A 23,578-nucleotide genomic window follows, 5' to 3' on the forward strand; every position below is an offset into this window, starting at 1 on the left:
ACAGTAGATCCGACTTCCCCGATTCCGAAAGACCCACCATGCTTACCGTCACCCAGCGCGCCGGGCGCCGAGAATGGACCGCCCTGGCGGTCTTGATGCTTCCCGTCCTGCTGGTCGCCGTCGACAACACGGTGCTCAGCTTCGCGCTGCCCGCGATTTCCCTGGCGTTCAGCACCAGCGGCACCACCCTCCTGTGGATCATCGACATCTACCCCCTGGTACTTGCCGGCCTGCTGGTGGCCATGGGCAGCCTGGGCGACCGGTTTGGCAGGCGCCGGATGCTGATGATCGGCGCGGCCGGTTTCGCCGCACTGTCCGCGCTGGCCGCGTTCTCCCCCAGCGCCGAACTGCTGGTTGCCGCACGCGCCGGCCTGGGCATCTTCGGGGCCATGCTGATGCCGGCCACCCTGTCCCTGATCCGGAACATCTTCACGGACCGGGCGCAGCGGCGCCTGGCGATCGCCATCTGGGCCGCCGGCTTCTCCGCCGGCGCCGCCCTCGGCCCGCTGCTGGGCGGCCTGCTGCTGGAGCACTTCTGGTGGGGTTCGGTCTTTCTGCTCGCGGTCCCCATGCTGCTGCCCATGCTGGTGCTGACGCCGGCGTTCGTGCCCGAGTCGCGCGATCCCGAGCCCGGCCCTATCGATGCGGCCAGCATCCTGCTCTCCGTCGCCGCCCTGCTCCCCGTGGTATACGCCATCAAGCAGCTGGCCGGCGGCGGAAATCCCGCCGTTGCGGCAGCAACGTTCACCCTCGGCATCCTGGCCGGCTGGCTGTTCGTCCGCCGCCAGCTGGTCCGCGCGAACCCGATGCTGGATGTCCGGCTGTTCCGCCACCGCCCATTCACCGGCGCCGTGCTGGTCAACCTGTTGGCCGTGTTCTCCCTGGTCGGCTTCCTGTACTTCGTCTCCCAGCATCTCCAGTTGGTCCTCGGACTCAGCCCGCTGCGGGCCGGCCTGGTACTGCTGCCCGGCCTGGCGGTCACCATCACGGCCGGCCTGCTCGCGGTGCCGCTGGTGCGCCGGATTGCCCCGCACCGGCTCGTGGCCTGCGCCCTGTTGCTGTCCGCGGCGGCCTACGCCCTGGTGGCGTCGTCCCCGGACGCCTCGGCGGTGACCCTGATGGCGGCCTTCGCGCTGCTCGGTGCCGGGGTCGGCGCCTCCGAGACGCTCTCGAACGACCTCATTTTGTCCAGCGTCCCCGCGGCCAAGGCCGGCGCCGCCTCCGCCGTGTCGGAGACGGCCTACGAAGTGGGCTCTGTCTTCGGGACCGCCGTGCTCGGCAGCATTCTGGTCGGTGCCTACCGGCGGAACATCGCCCTGCCCGCCGGGCTGGACGCCGAACAGCAGCATGCCGCCGGCGAGACCCTCGGCGGCGCCATCACCGTCGCCGGTCAGTTGCCCGAACGCACCGGGACCGCCCTGCTGGATTCCGCGGTCCATGCTTTCGACAGCGGTGTGACCGTCACCGCCGGGCTGGCCGCGGTTCTCATGGTCGCGGCAGCCTGGCTCGCCTTCCGAACGCTGCGCGTCCCGCAGCACCAGTGACTCGCGGCCCAGCCGGCGCCCTTGCGTGATACCCCTAGGGGGTATAGATTGGTGGCGTAGCCCACCGAATGAGGAAGCCATGAGCCACACAGCACTGCCCGCGGAAACCGAACCCGTCACCTCCCCCGCCGACGAGCACATCGGGCACGCCTACACGTCGGACAAGGAAGCGTACCTGCGCCGGCTCAAGCGCGTTGAGGGCCAGGTCCGCGGCATCGCCCGCATGGTGGAGGACGACAAGTACTGCATCGACATCCTGACCCAGGTCGCCGCCGTCAACAAGGCCCTGCACGCGGTGAGCGTTGGCCTGCTCGAAGACCATATCGGACACTGCGTCATCGGCGCCGCCAAGGAATCCGAACTCAGCGGCGACCCGCAAATCGTCGAGGACAAGGTCAAGGAAGCCTCGGACGCCATCGGCCGACTGCTGCGCTGACCTTCCCCGCGAACCCAACCCCAAGGAGACAGTCATGAGCACCACCACCATCAGCATCGACGGCATGACCTGCGGCCACTGCGTGGACGCCGTCACGGAAGAACTGCAGGCCCTCGACGGCGTCCGCGGCGTCAGCATCGAACTCAACAAGGGCGGAATTTCCACGGCGACGGTCAGTTCCGAGGCGGATCTTGACCCGGCCCAGATTGGCGAGGCCGTCGCCGAAGCCGGGTACACCGTCGTCGCGCAGAACGCCTAGCTCCAGATCGCTTCAGGCCAGACGGCCTTTGGCCAGTGCGACGACGGTGCCCTCCGGCCGCCGTCGGCCCCCCCTTTTTTCGCGAACCAGCGGACGCGCTGCCCCCGCACCGTCCCACGCAGAATTGAGACAACCAACCGATGTCCTCCCATCCCGGCACCATGGATCCTGAAGCAAAACCGAACCCGACCAGAACCGTCGAACTGGCGATCGAGGGCATGACGTGCGCCTCCTGCGTGAACCGGGTGGAACGCAAGCTCGGCAAGATCGAAGGAGTCCGGGCAAGCGTCAATCTTCCGCTGGAGTCCGCCGTCGTGCTCGTCCCGGACGGCGTCACGAACCAGCAGCTGGTGGACACGGTGAAGGCCACCGGCTACAAGGCCCGGGTGAAGCCGCAGCCGCACTCCGCGCCCGCCCCACGGCACGGGGATAGGGGCCACGGGCGCGACGGGAACCCGGAGGCGGACCACGGCACCGGCCCCGGCGGCCAGGACCACCACGACCACTCCGGGGGCGGCGGACACGGTGACGACGGCGAGCACGCCGCCCACGCCGATCACGTGGAGGGTGAGGACCACATGGCCCACGGCGGCACAGCCGGCCAGCTGCGTCCGCGCCTCTGGACGGCCGCCGTCCTGACCTTGCCGATCTTCATCATTTCGATGATCCCCGGCGCGCAGTTCCCGCACTGGGGCTGGGTGGCATTCGCGCTCAGCATCCCGGTGGTGTTCTGGGCGGCCTGGCCGTTCCACCGCGCCGCGGCGATCAACGCCCGGCATTTCGCCTCCACGATGGACACGCTGGTGTCCCTCGGCGTGCTGGCCGCCTTCTTCTTCTCCGCCTGGCAGCTGGTCATGGACCCAATGCTGACCGAACACGTGGGCGGCAACATGTCCGAGCACGAACTGTACTTCGAGGTGGCCGTCGTAGTGGTCACCTTCCTGCTGCTGGGCCGCTACCTGGAAGCCAACGCCAAGCAGCGGGCCGGCGACGCCCTGAAGTCGCTGCTCAACCTGGGCGCGAAGGACGCTACCGTGCTGCGGGACGGCGCCGAGGTGAAGGTGGCGGCCGCCGACCTGGTCCCGGGCGACATCATGGTGGTCCGGCCGGGCGAAAAGATCCCCACCGACGGCTACGTGGTGGACGGGCACTCCGCCGTCGACACGTCGCTGCTCACCGGCGAATCCGTGCCGGTGGAAGTGGATGTGGACGACACGGTCACCGGTGCCACCATCAACACCTCCGGCCGGCTGCTGGTCCGCGCCACCCGGGTCGGCTCGGACACCACGCTGGCGCAAATGGGCCGCCTGGTCAGCCAGGCGCAGGCCGGCAAGGCCCCGATTGCCCGGCTGGCCGACCGGATCAGCTCCGTCTTTGTCCCGGTGGTGCTGGTCATCGCCGTCGTCACTTTCATCCTCTGGATGGTTTTCACCGGCGACCTCCAGGCGGCATTCACCGCGGCCGTGACGGTGCTGGTGATTGCCTGCCCCTGTGCGCTCGGGCTCGCCACGCCTACCGCACTGCTCACCGGCACCGGCCGGGCTTCCCAGCTGGGCATCCTGATCAAGGGGCCGCAGATCCTCGAGGACACCCGGCACGTGGACACCATCGTGCTGGACAAGACCGGCACCGTGACCACCGGGCGGCAAGCGGTGGAGGGCGTGCTGGCCCTGGCGGACCGCGGCGAAGACGAGGTCCTGCTGCTGGCCGGCGCGGTCGAGGCCGGCTCCGAACACCCGATCGCGCTGGCCATCGTTGAAGCGGCCCGCAAGGTCGCGGCCCGCACCGCCACGCCGTCCGGCGCGACAGCCGGCGAGGATGCGCTGCCCGCCCTCTCCGACTTCCACAGCACGGCGGGCGGCGGAGTCCGCGGCACCATCACCGAACGCGACGGACGCGCGAGCACCGTCGTCGTCGGCCGCAACAACTGGATGGACGAGAACGGTATCGCCCTCACCGACACCCACCGCCGAACCCTGCGGGAGCAGCAGCAGGCCGGGTCCACGGCGGTCTGGGTCGCCGTCGACGGCACCATCGCCGGAATAGTCAGCCTGCAGGACACCGTGAAGGAGAACTCGGCGGCCGCCATCGCACGGTTCAAGGACCTGGGGCTGCACCCCATCCTGCTCACCGGCGACAACGCAGCGGTGGCCGCCGAGGTGGCCGCCGAGGTCGGCATCGCCCCCGGGGACGTCTTCGCCGACGTACTCCCCGAGGAGAAGGTGGCCGCGATCAAGCGGCTGCAGGACGAGGGCAAGACGGTGGCAATGGTGGGCGACGGCGTGAACGACGCCGCCGCGCTGGCCCAGGCCGACCTGGGCATCGCCATGGGCGCCGGAACCGACGTGGCGATCGAGGCCGCGGACCTGACCGTGATGGGCAGCGACCTCGGCCAGGTGGTGCAGTCCATCGAGCTCAGCCGCCGGACGCTCTCCACCATCAAGTCGAACCTGTTCTGGGCCTTCGCCTACAACACGCTCGGGATCCCGGTGGCCGCGCTCGGGCTGCTCAACCCGATGATCGCCGGGGCCGCGATGGCCGCCAGCTCCGTGCTGGTGGTGGCCAACTCCCTGCGCCTGCGCCGCTTCGGACGGTAGCGGGCGGGGGCGGCAACCCGCCAGGCGGCTCAGCAGCCTCCCGGCTCACCAGCCTCCCCGCGGGCCGCCTCACGGCGCCGGGCCTAGACGGCGGCCCCGTAGCGAACGGCGGCGCGGGCACGGGCCTTCGCGGCTTCTTCCTCACGGTTCTTCGGCGGCGCCGCGGTCACCAGGTCGTCGAGCAGGTGGGCGGTGATGTGTGCGATCTCGTGAACGGCCCGGTTGAAAGCTTCCTCGTTCGCCTTCGACGGCTTGTTGCTGCCGCTGACCTTGCGCACGTACTGCAAGGCGGCAGCCTCAATTTCGGCGTTCGTGGCGGCGGGCTCGAAGTTATGGAGCTGGCGGATATTCCGGCACATGTCGGGCCTCCGGTTCGGATCGTGGATGCTGGCTGATTCCAGTTTGCTCCCCCGCCGGGGCATCGCACCACCCCGGCAGGGCACCGCCTCCGACTTCCTCGACCACTGGCCCGCCACCCTCGGAAGGAGCACAGTATGTGGTGAGGGAGTCCCACTCGACCGGGGCAACCCGAGCTGGACAGGAGACCATCATGAAAACAGCAGTCCTCGGAACCGGCAGGGTAGGCCAAACCATCGCGGCCCGCCTGGCCGAGCTCGGCCACACCGTCACCATCGGAACCCGCGATCCCGAAGCCACGCTGTCCAGGACCGAGACAGATGCCATGGGTACCCCGCCCTTCACCGTCTGGGCCGCCGATAACCCCGGCATCGGAGTCACCCGCTTCGCCGACGCCGCAGCCGGGGCCGAGCTGATCATCAACGCCACCAACGGCAGCGCCTCCCTGGACGTGCTGACCCAGGCCGGGGCCGAAAACCTCGACGGCAAAGTCGTGCTCGACATCGCCAACCCCTTGGACCCCAGCACCGGGATGCCCCCGACCCTCTTCGTCAAGGACACTGACTCCCTCGGCGAACAGATTCAGCGCGCCTTCCCGGCCGCGCGCGTCGTGAAGTCCCTCAACACACTCACCGCCGACCTCCAGGCGCGCCCCGGGCTGCTCTCCGACCCCGGAACGGTCTTCGTGTCCGGCAACGACGCCGACGCCAAGAATACGGTCACCGAGCTCCTAAAGGCCTTCGGACATCAGGACGTGATCGACCTCGGCGACATCACGACCGCCCGCGGCGCCGAAATGCTCCTGCCGGCCTGGCTCCGCCTCTGGAGCGCGCTCGGCACGCCCCGCTTCAACTTCAAGATCGTTCGCTAGCCCGCTGGAGATACTTCCGGTTCACCGCCGGTTTAGGGCCGCGCAGCTCGTCCGCCCGGACCAGCACCACGCCCGCCACGATCAGAGCCCCGCCGACCAACTGGATGGCCGCGGGCAGCTCGCCCAGCAGCAGCCAGGCCCAGATGACGGCGAAGAGCACCTCGGTCAGCGAGACGAAGGAAGCCACCTTGGTACCGAGCGCCCGGGCGGCCATGATGCCGGTGACATAGGACAGCACCGTGGACAGCAGCACCAGTCCGACCAGCGGCACCCACCACTGGGTCTGCCAACCGGCCAGCTCGACGCCGGCCGTGCTGAAGGACATCGGCAGGATCTGCACCGCGCCCAGGACGACGATGGCCACACCGCCCACCAGCAGGCCGCCGGCGGCCAGCACCAGCGGCGGCAGCGAGTCGTTTTGCTTGGCGGTGATGAAGAAGTAGACCACCAGGCACACGGCGGCACCCAGCCCCCACAGTACGCCGGCAACGTCCAGCTTGACCGGCCCAAAGACGTCGAGGACGAGCATGAGGCCGGCCACCGCAAGCACGGTACCGGCGATGGTCGCGGGCCGCGGCAGCCGGCGGCTGGTCAGCCAGAGCCACAACACAATCAGCACAGGCGCCAAAAACTCCAGCAGCAGCGCCACCCCCACTGAGAGGCTGGCAACGGCATTGAAGTAGAAAAGCTGGCAGCCGGCCACGCCGATTAGCCCGAACAGCCCGATGGTCTTCCAGTTTTGCCGCAGTTGGTCCCACCGGCCGCGCAGCATGAACGCGGCGGGCAGGGACAGCACCAGCGCCGCGGCCACCATGCGCACAGCCACCGCCGAGCCCGGCGTCCAGCCGGCCTCAAGAAGCGACTTGGCGAAGGGTCCCGAGAGTCCGAAGATCGCCGAAGAGGCCAGGGCGATGCCGACGCCGGCCACGGCGGAGCCGGGGCGCGGCGGGGCTGTCTGGGTACGCTGTTCGGCGGCGGTGGAGGCCATGACGGATCCTTGGGGAAGTGCGGGTTCGCTCCCGGCGCAGAACAGGTCTGTCAGGAGTCATGAGCGGTATACTACTGACAATATCGCCGCCACTGTCAGGGGTCAATGTGGTCTTTGCTCATGACACCGAGCACTCGCTGGTGGATGCGGCCCGGCTGATCAATACGGCCGAGGTCTTCCCGGACACCCTCGCCAGCGTAGCGGATCTCGATGCCCTCGTGGCGGACTTCGGCTTCACCGGCTCGCGCACGCATACGACGGCGGAGCTGGAGGCGGTCCGCGCCCTGCGCCCCGTGCTCAAGGAGGTCTGGTCCGCGACGGAGGACCGCGCCGTCGTCGTTGTCAATACGATCTTGGCCGACGCCGGCGCCATCCCGCAGCTGGTCAAACACGACCAGTGGGACTACCACCTGCATGCCACCAGCCCGGACGCGCCGCTGGAGGTCCGCATGGCCGTGGAGGCGGCGATGGCGCTGGTGGACGTGATCCGCGAGAAGCAGCTGGACCGGCTGCGGATCTGCGCCGCGGACGACTGCACCGCGGTGCTGGTGGACCTGTCGAAGAACCGGTCGAAGCGTTTTTGCGATACCGGCAACTGCGCCAACCGCACACACGTGGCCGCCTATCGGGCCCGCAAGTCGGCCGCCAACGGTTGACCGGAGGACGGTACTAGCGGCTGCCGGCGGAGTAGGGCGGGCCGGGATCGAGGTCGATGACCGTCCGCAGCGGCGGCAGCAGCGAATCTTCCCAGCTGGCGGTGAACACCAGGTCGTCCGGGCCGTTCAGCCGGCTGTTGGATTCGATGACCGGCCCGTGTTCGTAAAGGTACGCTGCCACGTTGAAGGCCAGTTCCACCATCTGGTTCGGATCCTTGTCGCGGAAGTGCACCTGCACGTCCGGCAGGCCCAGCTGGTACATGCCCAGGCTGTCCACCACCATGGCGCCCTCGTCGTTGCTGACCAGGAAGAACCGCATGTTCACCGGGCCCGCCAGCGGGTGGGCCGCCTCAAGCTCCAGGGGGTCCCGCCAGTGCGAGTTGTGCAGCCACCGGACCGCCGCCGGCCGCGTCTCGGCGGCCAGCAGGCGCAGCACCCGCTGGAAAGACTCGACCCGCGGCTTGGGTTCGAAGCCGCTGGCCACCACCTCCGTGACCAGGATGCGGTGCGTGCAGCCGGGAACCTGCTGCTCGGCGTCCGGCCAGGACCAGCTTTGGTCCGCGGGGGTTGCCGCCAGCGCCTCGGCCGCGGACAGCGGCCCGCGGGGAACGGCCACTCCGGTGCTCAGCCGGATCGTTTTCACACCGGAGACGCCGTTGATGTCGAAGGAGTGCGCGGCGTGCGGCAGCAGGGCTACGCCGTCGGAAAAGGAGGCGCCGGGGAATTCCTCCGCCAACCGCGACTGGAGTTCCTCACTGAAGAGCAGGGGATCCGACCGGTACCACAGCTCCGCGGCCACCGTGGTCTTGGCCTCGGGCGGTTGTCCGCCGCCGGTCGCCGCGGTGTCGCCGGGATCTGCCGGGACGGGCAGGTGCGGGGAAGGCTGGCCGGAAGTCATGCTGCCATGCTCGTCGGGTCCGGCCGGGCCGGCGCCAGGCATTAGCGGCGCGCGTCGCCGTCGTCGTCGTTCCCCGAAAGGCGGTTGGTGGCCTCGGGGTTCGCGGCGGCCTCCGCCGCCTGCTGTTCTTCCACCTGGGCCCGGCTCTGCGGCGTACCTGGGGCCGGAACGGTGCCCGCGCCGCCGGGGATCTTCGAGGAGACCCGATGGATCCCGGAGCCCTCGCTGAGGTGGCTCGGGTTTTCCTTGGTGGACATGGTCAGCACCGCAACGATCAGCAGCGAGGCGATGAAGGCGATGCCGGCCGCCGTCACGCCAAGGTCCCAGCGCAGCAGGTTTCCGGACCCGCCGGTGGCAAAGACCATGGTCAGCGTGCCGGCGATCACGGCCAGTACAGCCGAGAAGATCAGCGGGCCCTTGACGGACATCCGTCCTTCGCCCGGACGGCCAGACGCATTCTTGCCCACGATGATTTCCTCCTGCTGACGGGTAAAGCCTGCATCCAGTCTACCGGCCGTAGAAGTTGCCGCGCAGGCACCAGTGGCGCCGGCCACACCCGCGGGCGATATTCAGCCGGCCGTGGGATGTCTGGCGTCGTGGCGCAGGCTGAGGGCGGCGATCAGCAGGACGACGGCGATGATGATCGCCGCCCCGCCCAGCACCCCCAGCAGCGCATGCGGGCCCAAGTGTGCGAAGAAGGGCAGCGCGACGCCGAAGCCCACGGACACGGCACCGGTGATCAGCCAGTCGCGGGCCAGCACGGACCCGGCCTCACCGGCCGCGGCAGCCGCCGGGTTCCCGGGAACCTCGTGGCAGCGGGTCGGTCGATTGCTCCACCAGAGCATCAGCTCGGCCCCGCCGGAGACCAGCAGCGCCGCGGTGGCCAGCACGGTGAACATCGGCACCGTCTGCAGGGCGCAGGTCAGGATGCCGGCCACCGCGAGTACGGCGGCCTGCAGGAGCAGCAGCTGGCGGTGGGCCGCAGCGGCCGGCTTGCGCGCCAGCAGCCAGACCGCCCCGCCGCTGAGCAACAGGAACAGCCCGCCGGCCAGTGCCATCACGGTGCGGTCGGGTTCCTGCCAGAAGATGGTGGTGGCGCCAAAGGCTGCGGCCACCAGGGCGCGGATCAGGACCGGCTGCCAGAACACGGCCGCCTGGGTAGTACTCGGGATCGTCACGGTTCAAGCCTAGTGTGCCCCGGTTACCATCCACGCATCGTTGCGGACCCGCCAGCCGAGCGTGACCGCGCGGGCCGCGGTGTAGCCGAGCCCGAAGGCCGCCCACAGCCAGACGAGTCCCGCCGTGCCGGTCAGCCCGGCCGTGGCCACCCACACCAGCAGGGGCGCGTACGCCAGCAGGTTCACCACGCCGGCAATGGCCAGGTACCGCGCGTCGCCGGCGCCGATCAGCACGCCGTCGAGGACGAAGACGAGACCGCAGATCGGCTGGCTCAGGGCCAGCAGCCAGATCGCGGCCGTGAACGCCTGATGGACGGCCGGGTCGGATGTGAACACCCAGCCGAGCACCGGCGCCACCGCCGCCAGCAGCAGGCCGGTCACCACGCCGAATCCCACTCCCCAGACGATCATCCGGCGGGTCAGCGAGTGTGCCAGCGCCTTGTTCGAGGCCCCCAGTTCCTTCCCGATCAGGGCCTGCGCGGCGATCGCGATGGCGTCCAGCGCGAAGGCCAGGAAACTGTACATCGTCATCACGAGCTGGTGGCCGGCCAGGCTTACCGGGCCCTGCGAGGTGGCCACAAAAACGGTGGCGAGTACCGCAATTCGCATGCTCAAGGTCCGGAGCATCAGCCAGGATCCCACCTGGGTGGTGGCCTTCAGGCCGACCCAGGTGGGCCGCAGCCGCACGCGGTGCCTGACGGCTCCGCGGTAGACGATGACGAGGTAGACCGCCGCCATGGCCCACTGGACCAGGCTGGTGCCCATGGCGGACCCGGCCACCGAAAGCCCCATCCCGTAGACCAGCAGGAAGTTCAGTCCGATGTTGGCGAGGAAGCCGATGCCGGCGACCAGCAGCGGGGTCTTGGTGTCCTGCAGGCCGCGCAACACCCCGGTGGCCGCCAGCACGATCAGCATGCCCGGCAAGCCGGGCATCGACCAGCGCAGGTAGTCCACCGCGAACCCCTGCACCTGCCCGTTGGCCCCCATGGCCGCGGTCAGGTCCGGGGCGAAAGCCCAGCCCGCGGCGGCCAGCACCACGCCGACGGCCAGCGCCAGCCAGATGCCGTCCCGCCCGACCCCGTATGCATCCGCCATCCGGCCGGCGCCCAGCAGCCGCGCCACCGCCGGCGTGGTGGAGTAGGCGAGGAAGATCATCAGTCCGACGACGGTCTGCACCACGGTGGCGGCCAGCCCCATTCCGGCCAGTTCCGCCACCCCGAGGTGTCCCACGATGGCCGAATCGGCCGCCAAAAACAGCGGCTCGGCGATCAGGGCGCCGAAGGCGGGGATGGCGAGTGCAAGGATTTGCCGGTTCAGGCTCCGTCCCTGCCGCTGTACGGCTGTCTTCTCCGGGTTCACGCCCACCAGCTTAGGCCCCTTGCAGCCCGGATTCCGGCGTGACGAACCGGCAACGCGGCCCTGGAGCTTTTAGCCACCGTGCATGCATTATGCATGCACTTGTACAAGGCTTCCTGGCGTTCCCGTTATCCGGCGCCTCGCGTACGCAGGGCGAGCACCGCCGTCGTACCGGCGATGACGGCGAGCGCGGCGGTAAACGCGACGACGCCGGTCCACCCGAACCGGCCGAAGAAGAGGCCGCCGGCCCAGCCGAACAGGCTGGAACCGGCGTAGTAGAAGAGGTTGTACAGGCTGGACGCCTGGGCCGCGCCGACCGTCGCCAGCCGCGGCGTCCAGCCCGACGCGACCGAATGCGCGGCGAAGAATCCGGCCGTGAATACCACCAGCCCCAGCAGGATCAGCGCGAGCGAATCGGCGAGGGTGACCGCCAGCCCGGCAATGCTGACCACGATCCCGCCCAGCAGCACGGGCAGCCGGCCGGTCCGCGCCGTCAGGCCGCCGGCCACCCGGGAACTCACGGTGCCGGCCAGATAGGCCAGGAACAGCAGGGAGGCCAGCGACGCGGGCAGGGAAAACGGCGGTGCCTCCAACCGGAAGCCCAGATAGTTGTAGACGGCGACGAATCCGCCCATCAGCAGGAATCCCTGGGCATAGAGCGCCAGCAGCGGTCCCGAGCGCAGGTTGGCCAGGATCCGCTGCCCCAACCCGGGCCCCTGCCCGCGCACGATCGGCCGGAAACCGCGCGGGGCCGGTGCCAGCCGCACGAACAGCACGGCGGCGAGCGCGGCGGCGGCGCTGACCGCCAGCACGCCGGCGCGCCAATCGGCCCACTCCCCTACCGGCCCGGCGATGAGGCGGCCGGCCAGGCCGCCCACGGTAGTGCCCGCCACGTAGGTGCCGGCCGCGACCGCCGCGTGCAGCCGCTGCACCTCCTCGTTCAGGTAGACGAGTGCGACGGCGGGGATGCCGCCCAGTGCGGCGCCCTCCAGGAAGCGCAGCGCCAGCAAGGCGGGAAAATTCGGCGCCAGCGGCAGCGCCAGGCCCAGGATCACGGCGGCGCCGATCGCCCACGTCATGGTGCGCTTGCGGCCGGCCCGGTCCGCCACCGCGGACCAGGGCATGACGGCCAGGGCCAGGCCGATGGTGGCGGCGGAAAGACTGAGCGCCGCGTCGGCCGCGCTGACCTGGAAGGTTCGGGCGATGCCGGGCAGCACCGCCTGCACCGAATACAGCTGGGCGAACGTGGCGAAGCCGCCGAAGAGCAGGGCCAGGAGCCTGTTGCGGTATCCCCGGCTGCCTTTCGGGTGGCCTGCCCAGGGTTGTTCCGCGTCGCTCACGCCTTCGATGCTATGCCGGGTGCCACCGCCGTCGGGAATTGGGCGGTCCCTCCCCAGGTTGCAGTCCGCCTCAGCCGCCCCCTAGGCCGGAATGATGCGCACGGGGATGGATTGCCAGCCTCGCAGCGTGTTGTGCAGGAAGGGCACGGGTTCGGCGGTTAACTCGATGGTCTTCACACGTTTGGCCAGGGTGGTCAGCAGCACGTCCATTTCCAGCCGCGAGATAGGCTGGCCGACGCATTGGTGGATTCCCATGCCGAATCCCAAATGACCGCCGGCCTGCCGGTCAATCCGGTACTCGTGGGCGTCGGGTCCCCAGTGCTCCGGATCGCGGTTGGCCGCGCCGACGAAGACCGCCACCTTGGTATCGGCCGCCAGCTCGAGACCGTGCAAGACAGTATCGCGGCTGGTGGTGCGGAAGAAGGACTGGAAGGGTGACTCGTACCGGAAGGCCTCGTCGATGGCGAATTTGGTTAGCCGGGGATTCTCGTGGACCTTGGTCCACTCCCCCGGATGCTGTGCCAGCGCAGCCAGCGTGTTGCCGATCGAGAAGATGGTGGTGTCCAGCCCGGCCGAGAGCATGGCCCGCACGAGCAGCGCGGCCTGGGCTTCGGTGATCTCGCCGCGGTCGGCGTAGTCCCAGATCTGTGCCCCCAAGCTTCCCTCCGCCAGTCGCTCCCGGGCTGTATTGGCCATGGCCCAGTCATTAGTGCCGGCGCCCAGGCGGAAGAACTCCTTGGACCGCTCGTCGTCCGGGCCGAAAGTGCTGAAGTTCATCGCACCGAGCGCGAGCAGGTTCTCGGCCCGCCCCGCGCGGGGAATTCCCACCGCGTCGCCGAATACCCGCAGCGGGAAGACCTGTGCGAAGTCGGTCACGGCGTCGAACTCGCGTAGCTGCAGCACCTGCTCCACCAGCTCGTCGGCGAATTCCTGGAACTGCCCGCGCAGGGCCCGGGTCCCCTTGGGGGAGATCACGCCGGCCATCGCCTGGCGCATGGCGGTGTGGAGGGGCGGGTCGGACTCCATGATGCCCTGCGGACGCCATGACGGTTCGTGGTGCAGGTTTTTCGGCCCCGCGCCGGCACCGGAAATAAAGGTGGCGTAGTCGTCGAGGATGTCCTTGCACGCACCGAAACGGGTGAACGCCGGCACACCGTACTTGTCCAGCCACACCCCAGGTCCGGCTTGGCGCATCCGCTCGAACAGCGGATACGGGTCGGTCAGGTTCGCGTCCGAATACGGATCGTCGGAAATGGCGGGGGCTGCTGCCACCGGCAAGTCGGTTGTCATTGGAGGCCTCACTCATCGTTGCGGCAGGGAATGGCCTCAACGTAGCGGTGTTTTGAGACTGAAGCGGAATCCCATTCTCATTCTGTGAGAATGGCAATTGCCGGTGCGGCCAGCCTCGGTGGAGCATCTCTGGAGTGCCCCGGATGCCGGAAGGTTTGTGAGGAGGTTGGGTTGACATCATTCGAGCGCGGACTGGCCATTTTGGCCGAGGTCGCTGCCGACGGCGATGCCACCATCGACGCGGTGGCCACCAAGCTGGGCATCCCGCAAAGCACCGCCTACCGGTACTTCAAAACGCTCAAGGACCGCGGCTTCGTCCAGGAAGACGGGGGGCGCTACCGGCCCGGGCGGGCCCTGCTGGAACTCACCGGGCGGCACCACGTTCAGTCCCACCTCGCAGAGGTGGGCACGGCAGTGCTCAAAGATGTGGTTGATGCGGTGGGCGAGACGGCCGTCTTGATCATCCGGGTAGGCACCCAGGCCATGTGCCTGCGACGGGTCGAGCCGGATAAGTCGCTCAAATACACCTTCGCAATTAACGAAATGCTGCCGCTGCATGCCGGGGCCGGGCAGCGGATCCTGTTGGCCTGGGCGCCGCAGGACGTCGTCCGCCAAGTGCTGGACCGCCAGCTGCCGCGCTTCACGGACCACACTCCGACGGCCGAGCAGGTTCAGGCGGCCTTGCCGCAGATCCGCGCCGCGGGCCGCGCCGTCTCACGCGGCGAGCTCGATTCGGGCTCGGTATCCGTCGCAGTGCCGGTCTTCTGCCGCGGCGAGGTGGTTAGTTCGCTCAACGTCGCCGGCCCCGAAAGCCGTTGCGGCACCACAGCCTGGATCAATTCCGCGCTCAATGCCTTGGGCTGCGCCGCCCGGAACCTCACCGAATCGCTCGAGTCCACGACCAGTTTTCAATCAACCAGGGAGATCGCCGATGAACACCCAGACCGTCACTGAAACCCCCGTCGTAGTGGGGATCAGCCGCACTACGCTCGAAGATGTGATCCAGGTGGCGCGGTTCCGCCGGCCGGTGGAGATCTCCGACGAGGCGCTGGCCCGGATGGAACCAAGCCGGGCCTGGCTCGGATCGGTGGTGGAGCAGATGGAAGCCGGCCACCCTACCGCGCCGATCTACAGCATCAATACCGGTTTCGGTTCCCTCGCCGGACGCAGGGCCTTCGACGAGGCTTCCGACACTGCGGAGCTGTCCCGCCGGCTGGTCCTGTCAAACGCCGCCGGCGTCGGCCGCTATGTGGACGAGGAAGTGGTGCGGGCGACCATGTTCATCCGGATCGTGAGCCTGGTTCAGGGCCACTCCGGCATCCGGGCGGAGATCGTCACCACCTTGGCTGAAATGCTCAACCGCGGTGTCTGCCCTGCCATCCCCGAGTACGGCTCGCTGGGTGCCTCGGGGGACCTGATTCCGCTGGCGCACGTGGCCATTGTGATGACCCGCCCGCACACCGGCGAAGACGAGGAACTGGACTCCGGCGAGGCTTTCCTGGACGGCGCCATAACCAGCGGCAAGAACGCGATGGCCGCCGCCGGGTTGGACCGGCTGCCTCTGGGCGCCAAGGACGGCCTGGCACTGCTCAACGGCACCTCCTTCTCCTGCGCCCAGGCGGCTCTTGCCCTGTTCGACGCACACAACCTGCTGGAAACCGCGCAGATTACGGCCGCCATGACCATCGAGGCGCTGATGGGCTTCGGCGACGCCTTCATCGCCGAACTGCATGAAGCCCGCGGCCAAAAGGGCCAGATCGAGGTGGCCGCCCGAATCCGGGAACTGCTGGCCGGCAGTTCCCTGGTCGATGGCAGCGCCGAGGCCGACCCTGTGCGCCAGCCGCCCCAGGACGCGTACTCGCTGCGCTGCGTGCCGCAGGTCTTCGGCCCGGTCAAGGACACTTTGGAGTTCGCTGCCGGGATCATCGGCAACGAAATCAACGCCGCCACCGACAATCCGCTGATCTTTCCGGCGCTTCCGGCCAGCCGCTCCCTCAAGGCAGTCTCCGGCGGCAACTTCCACGCCGAATACGTGGCCTTCGCCGCGGACTTTATCTCCATTGTGGTCACCGAGATCGGGAACATCACCGAGCGCCGGCTCTTCCGGCTTGACGACGGCACCCTCAACCGCGGGCTGCCGGACATGCTGATCGACAGCGAGCAGACCGGCATGGACTGCGGCTACATGCTTCCGCAGTACCTGGCCGCTGCTCTCGTCTCGGACTCGAAGACCCTCTCGCATCCGGACAGTGTGGATTCGATCCCCACCTGCGCCAACCAGGAGGACCATGTCTCCATGGCCAACAACGCCGGCAGGCACGCCCGGCAGGTCGTGGCGAACATCGAGACTGTGGTGGGGATCGAACTTCTCATGGCCTGCCAGGCCCTGGAACTGCGGTTGGCCAAGCCGGAGACCGCGTCCGCCACGCTGGCACCGGCCAGTCGGGCAGTGCTGGAGATGGTCCGTTCGTCCAGGTCGGCCGACGGCCGGGCGGTGGACCACATCAACAGGGACGTGGTGATGTACCCGCGCGTCCGCACCGCCCGGGAACTCGTCCACGGCGGCGCCGTCGTCACTGCGGTCAATGAGGTGCTGTCCGGCTCGGCCTAGGTTGGGAAGCCGTTCGGCCCGGCGGTGGGAACAGGCCGCCGGAGCCGGCCATTTCGGAACACAGCAAGCGCCCGCTAGCCCCCTGCCACGGGCGTTCGCCGGGCACAATACAAGGAGACACCTGCATGGAAACCGCACCGCACGACGGCTTCTTCGACGTCGAGGTCACCCGGATCGAGCCCGCCTCCGACTCGGTGGTGGCACTGCGGCTACAGCATCCCCGCGGCGAGGCATTGCCTGCGTGGCAGGCCGGCGCGCACGTGGATGTGCTGCTGCCCAACGGGCTGCTGCGGCAGTACTCGCTCTGCTCCCGGCCGGAGGACGACTTCTGGCGCCTGGGCGTGCTGCGGGAACCGGCCGGACGCGGAGGCTCGGCCTGGATCCATGACGAGCTGCGGCCCGGCACCAAGCTGCAGGTGCGCGGCCCGCGGAACAACTTCGCCCTGGAACCGGCCGGCAGCTACCTGTTCATCGCCGGCGGCATCGGCATCACCCCGATCCTGGCGATGGTCCGGCAGGCCGAGGCCGCCGGCGCGGACTGGACGTTGGTTTACCTAGGCCGCAGCCGCACCTCGATGGCCTTCAAGGACGAACTGGCCGCTTACGGCGAGCGCGTCCGCTTCCACGCCGACGACGAGTCCGGCCTCTTCCCGCTCGAACCGCTGCTGGCCGAACTCGACGCCGACGCCCACGTCTATGCGTGCGGACCCGCTCCGCTGCTGGGCGCGCTCGAACAACTGACCGCGGACTGGGCGGATCCGGCCAGGTACCACTTTGAGCGCTTTGCTGCCGGTCCCGCCCCCGTCCCGGCCGCGGCGGAAGCAGACAGCGAATTTGTGGTCGAGACCGCTGACGGCACCGAGGTCACCGTCCCCGCCGGCACCACCATCCTGCAGGCTTTGATGGACATTGGCATTCCCGTGCTGAACTCCTGCCGCGAGGGCATCTGCGGCACCTGCGAATCCCCGGTCATATCCGGCGAACCCGACCACCGGGACAGCCTGCTCTCGGACGAGGAGCGCGCGGCCGGGGACACCATGATGATCTGCGTCTCGCGCTGCAAGGGCGGGCGCTTGGTATTGGATATCTGAGCCGGCCCCGAGCTTCCGCCCCTCCCTGGCCGGCGTCCAACACTTGACCATATCCGGAGCGCTCGATGCCTCACGCATTGATGGGGCAGCGGCATGCTCCGGCCGGCCTCGCCATTAGACTCGGTGACGAAAGCACGGTTTCCACTGTTACCTCCCACGAAAGAGGATCTTCTTGTCCCAGCTCCAGCCCGGCATGTCCGCCCCCGAGTTCACCCTCTCCGACGCCGACGGCAAGAAGGTCTCGCTGTCCGACTACGCCGGCGGGAACGTGGTGGTCTACTTCTACCCCAAGGCCGCCACCCCCGGCTGCACCACCGAGGCCTGCGACTTCCGCGACAGCCTCAACTCCCTGCAGGCCGCCAACTACGACGTCATCGGCATTTCGCCGGACGGCCCCGAGGCCATCCAGGCGTTCAGCGACGCCGAGGGCCTGACGTTTTCGCTGCTCTCCGACCCAGACTTCGCCGTGGCCAAGGCGTACGGCTCCTACGGCGACAAGACGTTCGGCGACAAGGTCTTCACCGGCACGCTCCGCAGCACCTTCGTGATCGGTCCGGACGGAACCATCAAGCACGCCGAGTACGACGTGGACGCCAAGGGCCACGTCGCCCGCCTGCGCGAGACGCTCGGGGTCTAGTCCCGGGGACTTCCCAACATCCCAAGCACGACGGCGGCGCTTGGCTGGCGCCGTCGTCGCTCCGTTTTGGGCGCCTGCTCCACTAAACAACCGGAGCAGGCGCCCGAACCGGAGCGTGCGCCCGAACCGGAGCCGTCTGGCCGGCTTCAGTCGGCCGGCTGCCGGCCGCCGCCGCCACCGCCGGTGCGCACCGTCAACCGTGCCGCGGCGGCGGCCCCCAGCACCGCGCAGGAGAACCAGATGGCGCCGCCGGGGCCTAGTGGGGCGGCCACCAGACCCGCCGCCAGCGGCAGCACGACCTGCCCCACCCGGTTGCCCAGCAGCCGCAGCGCCAGCGCCGACCCCCGGGACTCCGGCCGCACCGCGTGGCTAATCAGCGTCATGGTCAGCGGCTGGCCCAGGCCCAGGAGGAAGCCGCCCACGAACAGCGCCGCCGCGGCCACCCAGAACGGCTCCAGAACGAACGGCGTCACCGCGATCGCCGCGCCGGAGCCCAGCAGGCTGACCACCAGCAGTTGGATCCGGGTCCAGCGGTGGACCAACCAGGGCAGCAGGATCCGCGAGATGATCGACGCGCCGGCGCGCACCGCCAGCAGGACGCCCACCCAGAGCGGCGGCACCCCGAGCTCCTCGCCGACCAGCGGCAGGAACGCCACCAGGATATCGATCACCGAGAGCAGCGCCATGGACGCGAGCATGTTCCAGGCCACGCCGGGCCGCCGCAGGATCTGGCTCACCGGCTCCTTCACCACCAGCTCCCGCGCGGCGCCGCCGTCGTTCTTGCCGCGGCGGAGCCGCCGGGCCGCGGCGCCGGGATGCGCGCCGATCAGCATCACGGGCGCCCCGGCTGCGGCAATGCCGGCCGCCAGCAGCAGGGTCAGGTCGATGGCGCCAAGCCAGCTCGGCCCCACTCCCGCGGTCTCGCTGCCCAGCAGCAGCCCGGCCAACAGCGGGCCGACCAACTGGCCCAGCGAAAACGCTGCGGTGAACCAGCCGAAACCGCTGTCCATCTGGTTCAGCGGCGCATAGCGCCCGATGGCGGACTGGCCGGCAATGGTGAACACGAGGTGCCCCACCCCGAGCAGGGCCATGGAGATCGCGATGACCGCGAACCCCTGCGCCAGGGCCAGCCCCAGCGTGGCCACCGCCAGCAGGGCCGCACCCAACGCGACCATGCCCTTGAGCGACGGAATCCGGTCGCTCACCCGCCCCAGCCACAGCGCCGCCACCACGGGCAGCACGGCGTAGACGGCGGTGACCACGCCGATGACTGCGGCGTCTCCGCCCAGGGCCAGCAGCTTGTAGGAAACCACCGGCCGCGACACGTTCAGGGACGTCTGGGTCAGCACGGCGGCCGCCATCAGGACCCAAAGCCAGAGGCGGGACCCTGGCTGGTTCGGCGGATGCGTGCTCATGTCCTCGTTCCTGAAGTACGGCCGGCCTCCCCATTCTGCCCCGAGCCCGGCCGTTCGTCGCAAAACCGTTGCGCAGCCGGTGGCCCGGTGGTCGAATGGGTGGCATGGCTACTGGGGAGACGGTCCTGGCGATCGGGACCAAGAAAGGGCTGTGGCTGGCTACCAGCCGCGACCGGACCAATTGGTCCCTGTCCGGCCCGCACTTTTTGATGAACGAGATCCCCAGCATCGGGATCGACCAGCGCGGCGGCTCGACCCGCCTGCTGGTGGGAGCCCGTTCCGAACACTGGGGGCCCACGATCTTCCGCTCGGAGGACCTCGGCGAGACCTGGACCGAACCGGAGAACGGCGCCATCCGCTTCGGCGACAACGACGGCGCCGCGGTGGAGCGGATCTGGCAGATCCAGCCCGACGCCGCGGACCGGCCGGGCGTAGTCTGGGCGGGCTGCGAACCGATTTCGGTCTGGAAGTCCACCGACGGCGGCGAGCACTTCGAGCTCAACCGCAGCCTGTGGGAACACCCGGACAAGGACCAGTGGGGGGCCGGTTACGGCGGAGCGGCGGTCCATTCGGTGCTGCCGAGCCCCAAGGATCCGGACACCGTGCACGTGGCCATGAGCACCGGGGGCGTCTACCGGACCACCGACGGCGGCGCCAGCTGGCAGGCACGCAACCACGGCATCAGCGCCTACTTCATGCCCGATCCGAATCCCGAGGTGGGCCAATGCGTCCACAAGATCGCGCGGGATGCCGCCGACCCGTCCACGCTCTTCGCGCAGAACCACCACGGCGTCTACCGCTCGGACGATTCCGGCGACAACTGGCAGTCCATTGCCGACGGGCTGCCCACCGATTTCGGCTTCGTCATGCTCACCCATCCGCGCAGGTCCCGGACCGCGTGGGTGGTCCCGATCAAGGCCGACGGCGAGCGGATCCCGCCGGACGGGCATCTCGCCGTGCACCGGACCGACGACGGCGGCGCCACCTGGGCGCGTTTCGCCACCGGGCTGCCGGACCAGGATTACAACGTGGTGCTGCGCGACGCGGCCGCCGTGGACACCGGCGATCCGGCCGGCGTCTACTTCGGCACCCGCGGCGGCTCGGTATACGCCAGTGCCGACGAGGGCGAAGTCTTCGTGGAAGTGGCCTCGGGGCTGCCGGACGTCCTGTGCGTCCGCGCGGCCACCCTGTAAGGAGGAATCCCGTGGTGGGTGTGGCAGAAAAAGCGGTCACTGTCGTCGTGCCCAGCCTGCTGGCCAAGGTGACCGGCGAGCAGCGTGAGCTGACCGTGCCGGCATCCGGCCCGCGATCAGTGGCGGAGATCCTGGACGCCTTGGCCGGCGATTACCCGGTCTTCAACCGCCGGGTCCGCAACGAAACCGGTGCCATCCGCCGCTACGTCAATCTGTATCTCGACGGCGAGGACATCCGCACGCTGCAGGGACCGGCGACGCTCGTGGAACCGGGTCAGGAACTGCTGATTATCCAGTCCGTCGCCGGTGGATAGGATTCACGATTAAGCCGACAATGTGTACCAATAGCCACCGCAACTTGGAGGAGGGACCCGATGACCAGCAACAGCCAGCACGAAGCGGACATCACGGAAGCCAACGAGGCGGACGTGCAGGAACAGGCCCTTCCAGTCCGCAGTGACGACCTGGAACACGAAGCGTCGCCGGCGATGACCTCCACCTGGGAGGCGAACGAGGCCGACCTGCAGGAGCAGCTCGAACCGGTCAAGTCCGACGAGGACGACGAGTATCCGCGCGGGGAAGCCGAGTAGCAGCGGGACCGCTACTCCCCGACCAGTCCGTCCACTGCCTCGCGCAGCAGGTCGGCATGCCCGTTGTGCCGCGAGTACTCCTCGATCATGTGGACCAAGATCCACCGCAAGCCGGGAACCCCGGTAGTGGACCCGGCCGCCGAGCCGGTCCCGTCCAGGCCGCCGTCGGCCAGGGCTTCAGCGGTCAGGGAGCGGGAGCGTGCCACGGCGGCTTTCCACATGCGGCGGAGCTGTTCCGGTGTGTCTTCACCCGCGGACTGCCAGTCCCAGTCCGGGCTGGCCTTCCAGTCCACAGTGTCCCAGGGTGGCTGCGGGTCCTGCCCGTGCAACCGCACGGAGAACCAGTAGTCTTCGACGAACGCCAGATGCTTGAGCATCCCGCCCAACGTCATGCTCGACGGAGCCAGCCGCGCCGCCAACTCCTTGGCACCCAGGCCGGCGCACTTCCATTCGAAGGTGGCGCGGTGGAACTCCAGGAAACCCAGCAGGGTCTCCGCCTCCCCCGCCGCCAGCGGAGGGTCGGTGCGGCCTTGCTCGTCCACGTCGCTCATGGTCAGCGAGTCTAGCGGCGCTGGAATAATGGCCGCATGCGACTTGCAGTTTTCACGGGATCGGCCAGCGGCAGGGACGACATCTACGCGCGGGAGGCGGAGCGCTTCGCCACGGAACTGGCCTCGCGCGGCATCGGTATCGTGTACGGCGGCGGGCAGGTAGGCCTGATGGGCGTCGTCGCGGACAGTGCGGTGGCAGCCGGCGGCGACGTGGTGGGCGTGATCCCCGAATCGTTGGACAAGACCGAAGTGGGGCACGTCGGGCTGAGCACCCTGCACGTGGTGGACTCCATGCACGAGCGCAAACAAATGATGGCGGACCTGGCCGACGCCTTCGTGGCGCTGCCGGGCGGCATCGGGACGCTGGAGGAGATCTTCGAGGCCTGGACGTGGCTTCAGCTCGGGATCCACGAGAAGCCGGTGGCCTTCCTGAACATCAACGGTTTCTGGGACCAGCTGCTGGCGACCATCGACGGCCTGGTCGCAGGCGGCTTCCTCAAGCAGGACTACCGGGATGCGGTCATCGTGGCAGGCTCCGCCGCCGAACTGCTGGACGCCATCGAGGACTGGACGCCGCCGGTGCGCAAGTGGCGGGACCCCGGCGAGCGCAGCCGCATCTAGCGGCCTCAGCGGAATGCAGACAGCGCCCCTCCCGTCCGGGAGAGGCGCTGTCGTGGGCAGCAGACGGCCGGGAGGTCCCGCCGTCGTACCGGGGTAAGACGTTGAAGCCTACGGGAAGAACTTGTCCAGTTCCGCCGGCTTCTGCAGCGTGCCGTACTTCAGGGCGGCGTCGGCGAGCTTCTGCGCCGCCTCCATGTTGAAGTCCTTGCGGAACGTGGGCAGGGCCATCTCCGCGCGGGCGTCTTCGTCGATCTTGGTGTAGGTGCCCACAATCTCGCGGACCTCGTCCGGGTTCTCCTGCGCGTACTCCAGCGAGCGGTTCATCGCGGCCTGGAACTTCTTGACCAGCTCCGGATCGCCGGAAACCGTCTCGCCGGTAGCGAAGTAGCCGGAAATGTCCAGGTTCTTGTCGAAGTCGGCGAAGTTGTAGGAGACCACGCGGCCGCCGTCCTCGACGGACTGGGACAGGAACGGGTCCAGGATCCACGCGGCGTCAACCTGACCGTTGGCCAGCGCGGCCGGGGCGTCCGGGAAACCGATCTCGACGAACTTCACGCTCTCGGGGTCGCCGCCGTCGGCCTCGATCACGCTGCGGATCGTGGTGTCGCCGATGTTGGAGAGAGTATTCACGGACACGGTCTTGCCGGCCAGGTCCTTGGGCGACTTGATGTCCGAATCGCCCTTCACCACCACCCCGCCGAAGTCGTGCGAGGTGTCTCCCGAGGTGGAGTTGCCGTTGGCCACCAGCTGGATGTCCAGGCCCTTGTCGTTGGCGACCATGACCGAGACGACGTTGCCGAAGGCGAAGTCGAACCCGCCGCTGACCACGGCGGGGATGGCCGCCGCGCCGCCGGCGACGTTCTGGATGTCCAGGTCCAGGCCCTCTTCTTCGAAGAAACCCTTCGAGTCACCGAGCCACAGCGGGGCGGTGTCCACAATCGGGATCACGCCAACGGTCACCTTGGTCAGGTCGCCGGCGCCGGCGGATTCGTTCCCCCCGGCCTCGTTGCCTTCGCCGCCGCTGGGCGATCCGGATCCACAAGCCGCCAGGCCAAGCGCCGAGACACCGGCCAGCAGCGTCAGGAATGTTCGCTTCATG

At 68.9% G+C, this 23,578-nt stretch carries 25 protein-coding genes; 14 read left to right on the forward strand and 11 right to left on the reverse strand.

Annotated features, from left to right (window positions below; all coding sequences use genetic code 11):
- The first annotated feature begins 38 nt into the window (after window positions 1–38).
- The 4 genes from AC5RVV_RS09560 (at window position 39) to AC5RVV_RS09575 (ending at window position 4,836) form a co-directional block, all read left to right on the forward strand.
- The gene (locus AC5RVV_RS09560) at window positions 39–1,544 is read left to right on the forward strand and encodes an MFS transporter (protein WP_494001081.1); all 1,506 of its coding nucleotides are present in this window, start codon (window positions 39–41) and stop codon (window positions 1,542–1,544) included.
- 79 nt (window positions 1,545–1,623) lie between these two features.
- Window positions 1,624–1,980, forward strand: coding sequence for a metal-sensitive transcriptional regulator (locus AC5RVV_RS09565; protein ID WP_494001082.1), 357 nt, complete (start codon window positions 1,624–1,626; stop codon window positions 1,978–1,980).
- A gap of 34 nt (window positions 1,981–2,014) precedes the next feature.
- Complete coding sequence (locus AC5RVV_RS09570) at window positions 2,015–2,239, forward strand: heavy-metal-associated domain-containing protein (RefSeq protein ID WP_494001083.1); 225 nt, start codon at window positions 2,015–2,017, stop codon at window positions 2,237–2,239.
- A gap of 140 nt (window positions 2,240–2,379) precedes the next feature.
- Window positions 2,380–4,836 carry a heavy metal translocating P-type ATPase gene (locus AC5RVV_RS09575; RefSeq protein WP_494001084.1) on the forward strand — a complete coding sequence of 819 codons (2,457 nt, stop codon included), beginning with the start codon at window positions 2,380–2,382 and terminating at the stop codon, window positions 4,834–4,836.
- A gap of 83 nt (window positions 4,837–4,919) precedes the next feature.
- On the opposite strand, the gene AC5RVV_RS09580 is transcribed toward AC5RVV_RS09575, so the two are convergent.
- On the reverse strand, window positions 4,920–5,195 hold the full coding sequence (locus AC5RVV_RS09580) for a DUF2277 domain-containing protein (protein WP_494001085.1): 276 nt from the start codon (window positions 5,193–5,195) through the stop codon (window positions 4,920–4,922).
- A 191-nt stretch (window positions 5,196–5,386) separates the two neighbouring features.
- Between AC5RVV_RS09580 and AC5RVV_RS09585 the strand changes: the two genes are divergently transcribed.
- Window positions 5,387–6,064: an NADPH-dependent F420 reductase gene (locus tag AC5RVV_RS09585; protein WP_494001086.1), complete on the forward strand. Its 678-nt coding sequence runs from the start codon at window positions 5,387–5,389 to the stop codon at window positions 6,062–6,064.
- Here AC5RVV_RS09585 and AC5RVV_RS09590 read toward each other — a convergent pair.
- Complete coding sequence (locus AC5RVV_RS09590; RefSeq protein ID WP_494001087.1) at window positions 6,048–7,052, reverse strand: EamA family transporter; 1,005 nt, start codon at window positions 7,050–7,052, stop codon at window positions 6,048–6,050. The genes AC5RVV_RS09585 and AC5RVV_RS09590 overlap by 17 nt on opposite strands.
- Window positions 7,053–7,159: 107 nt before the next feature.
- Between AC5RVV_RS09590 and AC5RVV_RS09595 the strand changes: the two genes are divergently transcribed.
- On the forward strand, window positions 7,160–7,708 hold the full coding sequence (locus tag AC5RVV_RS09595; RefSeq protein WP_494001088.1) for a CGNR zinc finger domain-containing protein: 549 nt from the start codon (window positions 7,160–7,162) through the stop codon (window positions 7,706–7,708).
- Window positions 7,709–7,721: 13 nt separating this feature from the next.
- Here the strand turns inward: AC5RVV_RS09595 and AC5RVV_RS09600 are convergent, their stop codons facing one another.
- The 6 genes from AC5RVV_RS09600 to AC5RVV_RS09625 all read right to left on the reverse strand — a co-directional run bounded on the left by AC5RVV_RS09600 (window position 7,722) and on the right by AC5RVV_RS09625 (window position 13,770).
- Window positions 7,722–8,606, reverse strand: coding sequence for a DUF4261 domain-containing protein (locus AC5RVV_RS09600; RefSeq protein ID WP_494001089.1), 885 nt, complete (start codon window positions 8,604–8,606; stop codon window positions 7,722–7,724).
- A gap of 41 nt (window positions 8,607–8,647) precedes the next feature.
- Entirely contained in the window at window positions 8,648–9,073 is a 426-nt protein-coding gene (locus tag AC5RVV_RS09605; RefSeq protein WP_494001090.1) for a hypothetical protein, read from the reverse strand.
- A 102-nt stretch (window positions 9,074–9,175) separates the two neighbouring features.
- Window positions 9,176–9,784 carry a hypothetical protein gene (locus AC5RVV_RS09610; RefSeq protein WP_494001091.1) on the reverse strand — a complete coding sequence of 203 codons (609 nt, stop codon included), beginning with the start codon at window positions 9,782–9,784 and terminating at the stop codon, window positions 9,176–9,178.
- A 9-nt stretch (window positions 9,785–9,793) separates the two neighbouring features.
- Window positions 9,794–11,149: an MATE family efflux transporter gene (locus tag AC5RVV_RS09615; RefSeq protein WP_494001092.1), complete on the reverse strand. Its 1,356-nt coding sequence runs from the start codon at window positions 11,147–11,149 to the stop codon at window positions 9,794–9,796.
- A 119-nt stretch (window positions 11,150–11,268) separates the two neighbouring features.
- Window positions 11,269–12,480, reverse strand: coding sequence for an MFS transporter (locus AC5RVV_RS09620; protein WP_494001093.1), 1,212 nt, complete (start codon window positions 12,478–12,480; stop codon window positions 11,269–11,271).
- A gap of 81 nt (window positions 12,481–12,561) precedes the next feature.
- A complete protein-coding gene (locus AC5RVV_RS09625; RefSeq protein WP_494001094.1) occupies window positions 12,562–13,770 on the reverse strand; it encodes a cytochrome P450 in 1,209 nt (402 codons plus the stop codon).
- 171 nt (window positions 13,771–13,941) lie between these two features.
- Here AC5RVV_RS09625 and AC5RVV_RS09630 point away from each other — a divergent pair, with 171 nt between their 5' ends.
- From AC5RVV_RS09630 to bcp, 4 genes are all read left to right on the forward strand, one after another.
- Window positions 13,942–14,724 (forward strand): IclR family transcriptional regulator, encoded by a 783-nt coding sequence (locus AC5RVV_RS09630; RefSeq protein ID WP_494001095.1) that lies wholly within the window; start codon window positions 13,942–13,944, stop codon window positions 14,722–14,724.
- On the forward strand, window positions 14,702–16,381 hold the full coding sequence (locus AC5RVV_RS09635) for an HAL/PAL/TAL family ammonia-lyase (RefSeq protein WP_494001096.1): 1,680 nt from the start codon (window positions 14,702–14,704) through the stop codon (window positions 16,379–16,381). Before AC5RVV_RS09630 ends, AC5RVV_RS09635 begins: the two co-directional genes overlap by 23 nt.
- A 125-nt stretch (window positions 16,382–16,506) precedes the next feature.
- Entirely contained in the window at window positions 16,507–17,472 is a 966-nt protein-coding gene (locus AC5RVV_RS09640; protein WP_494001097.1) for a PDR/VanB family oxidoreductase, read from the forward strand.
- Between the two features lie 172 nt (window positions 17,473–17,644).
- Entirely contained in the window at window positions 17,645–18,109 is a 465-nt protein-coding gene (bcp, locus tag AC5RVV_RS09645; RefSeq protein WP_494001098.1) for a thioredoxin-dependent thiol peroxidase, read from the forward strand.
- Window positions 18,110–18,255: 146 nt separating this feature from the next.
- On the opposite strand, the gene AC5RVV_RS09650 is transcribed toward bcp, so the two are convergent.
- Window positions 18,256–19,524, reverse strand: coding sequence for an MFS transporter (locus AC5RVV_RS09650; protein WP_494001099.1), 1,269 nt, complete (start codon window positions 19,522–19,524; stop codon window positions 18,256–18,258).
- Between the two features lie 95 nt (window positions 19,525–19,619).
- On the opposite strand from AC5RVV_RS09650, the gene AC5RVV_RS09655 reads away from it, so the two are divergent.
- From AC5RVV_RS09655 to AC5RVV_RS09665, 3 genes are read left to right on the forward strand one after another with little or no spacing between them, the layout of a single operon-like run.
- A complete protein-coding gene (locus tag AC5RVV_RS09655; RefSeq protein ID WP_494001100.1) occupies window positions 19,620–20,717 on the forward strand; it encodes a WD40/YVTN/BNR-like repeat-containing protein in 1,098 nt (365 codons plus the stop codon).
- 11 nt (window positions 20,718–20,728) lie between these two features.
- Window positions 20,729–21,031: a MoaD/ThiS family protein gene (locus AC5RVV_RS09660; RefSeq protein ID WP_494001101.1), complete on the forward strand. Its 303-nt coding sequence runs from the start codon at window positions 20,729–20,731 to the stop codon at window positions 21,029–21,031.
- 60 nt (window positions 21,032–21,091) lie between these two features.
- The gene (locus AC5RVV_RS09665) at window positions 21,092–21,307 is read left to right on the forward strand and encodes an Rv3202a family protein (RefSeq protein WP_493979815.1); all 216 of its coding nucleotides are present in this window, start codon (window positions 21,092–21,094) and stop codon (window positions 21,305–21,307) included.
- Window positions 21,308–21,318: 11 nt separating this feature from the next.
- Here AC5RVV_RS09665 and AC5RVV_RS09670 read toward each other — a convergent pair whose 3' ends face one another.
- On the reverse strand, window positions 21,319–21,858 hold the full coding sequence (locus AC5RVV_RS09670; RefSeq protein WP_494001102.1) for a DinB family protein: 540 nt from the start codon (window positions 21,856–21,858) through the stop codon (window positions 21,319–21,321).
- Between the two features lie 36 nt (window positions 21,859–21,894).
- Here AC5RVV_RS09670 and AC5RVV_RS09675 point away from each other — a divergent pair, with 36 nt between their 5' ends.
- Entirely contained in the window at window positions 21,895–22,479 is a 585-nt protein-coding gene (locus AC5RVV_RS09675) for an LOG family protein (protein WP_494001103.1), read from the forward strand.
- A 108-nt stretch (window positions 22,480–22,587) separates the two neighbouring features.
- On the opposite strand, the gene AC5RVV_RS09680 is transcribed toward AC5RVV_RS09675, so the two are convergent.
- Window positions 22,588–23,577: an ABC transporter substrate-binding protein gene (locus AC5RVV_RS09680; protein WP_494001104.1), complete on the reverse strand. Its 990-nt coding sequence runs from the start codon at window positions 23,575–23,577 to the stop codon at window positions 22,588–22,590.
- Between the last annotated feature and the right edge of the window lies 1 nt (window position 23,578).

Source organism: Arthrobacter sp. MDT2-34-1, assembly GCF_059091365.1.

Coding starts and splice junctions, on each gene's coding strand:
- AC5RVV_RS09640 (WP_494001097.1), top strand. CDS start 16,507: ATGGAAACCGCACCGCACGACGGCTTCTTCGACGTCGAGGTCACCCGG.
- AC5RVV_RS09625 (WP_494001094.1), bottom strand. CDS start 13,770: ATGACAACCGACTTGCCGGTGGCAGCAGCCCCCGCCATTTCCGACGAT.
- AC5RVV_RS09580 (WP_494001085.1), bottom strand. CDS start 5,195: ATGTGCCGGAATATCCGCCAGCTCCATAACTTCGAGCCCGCCGCCACG.
- AC5RVV_RS09665 (WP_493979815.1), top strand. CDS start 21,092: ATGACCAGCAACAGCCAGCACGAAGCGGACATCACGGAAGCCAACGAG.
- AC5RVV_RS09590 (WP_494001087.1), bottom strand. CDS start 7,052: ATGGCCTCCACCGCCGCCGAACAGCGTACCCAGACAGCCCCGCCGCGC.
- AC5RVV_RS09585 (WP_494001086.1), top strand. CDS start 5,387: ATGAAAACAGCAGTCCTCGGAACCGGCAGGGTAGGCCAAACCATCGCG.
- AC5RVV_RS09600 (WP_494001089.1), bottom strand. CDS start 8,606: ATGACTTCCGGCCAGCCTTCCCCGCACCTGCCCGTCCCGGCAGATCCC.
- AC5RVV_RS09635 (WP_494001096.1), top strand. CDS start 14,702: ATGAACACCCAGACCGTCACTGAAACCCCCGTCGTAGTGGGGATCAGC.
- AC5RVV_RS09680 (WP_494001104.1), bottom strand. CDS start 23,577: ATGAAGCGAACATTCCTGACGCTGCTGGCCGGTGTCTCGGCGCTTGGC.
- AC5RVV_RS09575 (WP_494001084.1), top strand. CDS start 2,380: ATGTCCTCCCATCCCGGCACCATGGATCCTGAAGCAAAACCGAACCCG.
- AC5RVV_RS09675 (WP_494001103.1), top strand. CDS start 21,895: ATGCGACTTGCAGTTTTCACGGGATCGGCCAGCGGCAGGGACGACATC.
- AC5RVV_RS09655 (WP_494001100.1), top strand. CDS start 19,620: ATGGGTGGCATGGCTACTGGGGAGACGGTCCTGGCGATCGGGACCAAG.
- AC5RVV_RS09565 (WP_494001082.1), top strand. CDS start 1,624: ATGAGCCACACAGCACTGCCCGCGGAAACCGAACCCGTCACCTCCCCC.
- AC5RVV_RS09670 (WP_494001102.1), bottom strand. CDS start 21,858: ATGAGCGACGTGGACGAGCAAGGCCGCACCGACCCTCCGCTGGCGGCG.
- AC5RVV_RS09650 (WP_494001099.1), bottom strand. CDS start 19,524: ATGAGCACGCATCCGCCGAACCAGCCAGGGTCCCGCCTCTGGCTTTGG.
- AC5RVV_RS09570 (WP_494001083.1), top strand. CDS start 2,015: ATGAGCACCACCACCATCAGCATCGACGGCATGACCTGCGGCCACTGC.
- AC5RVV_RS09560 (WP_494001081.1), top strand. CDS start 39: ATGCTTACCGTCACCCAGCGCGCCGGGCGCCGAGAATGGACCGCCCTG.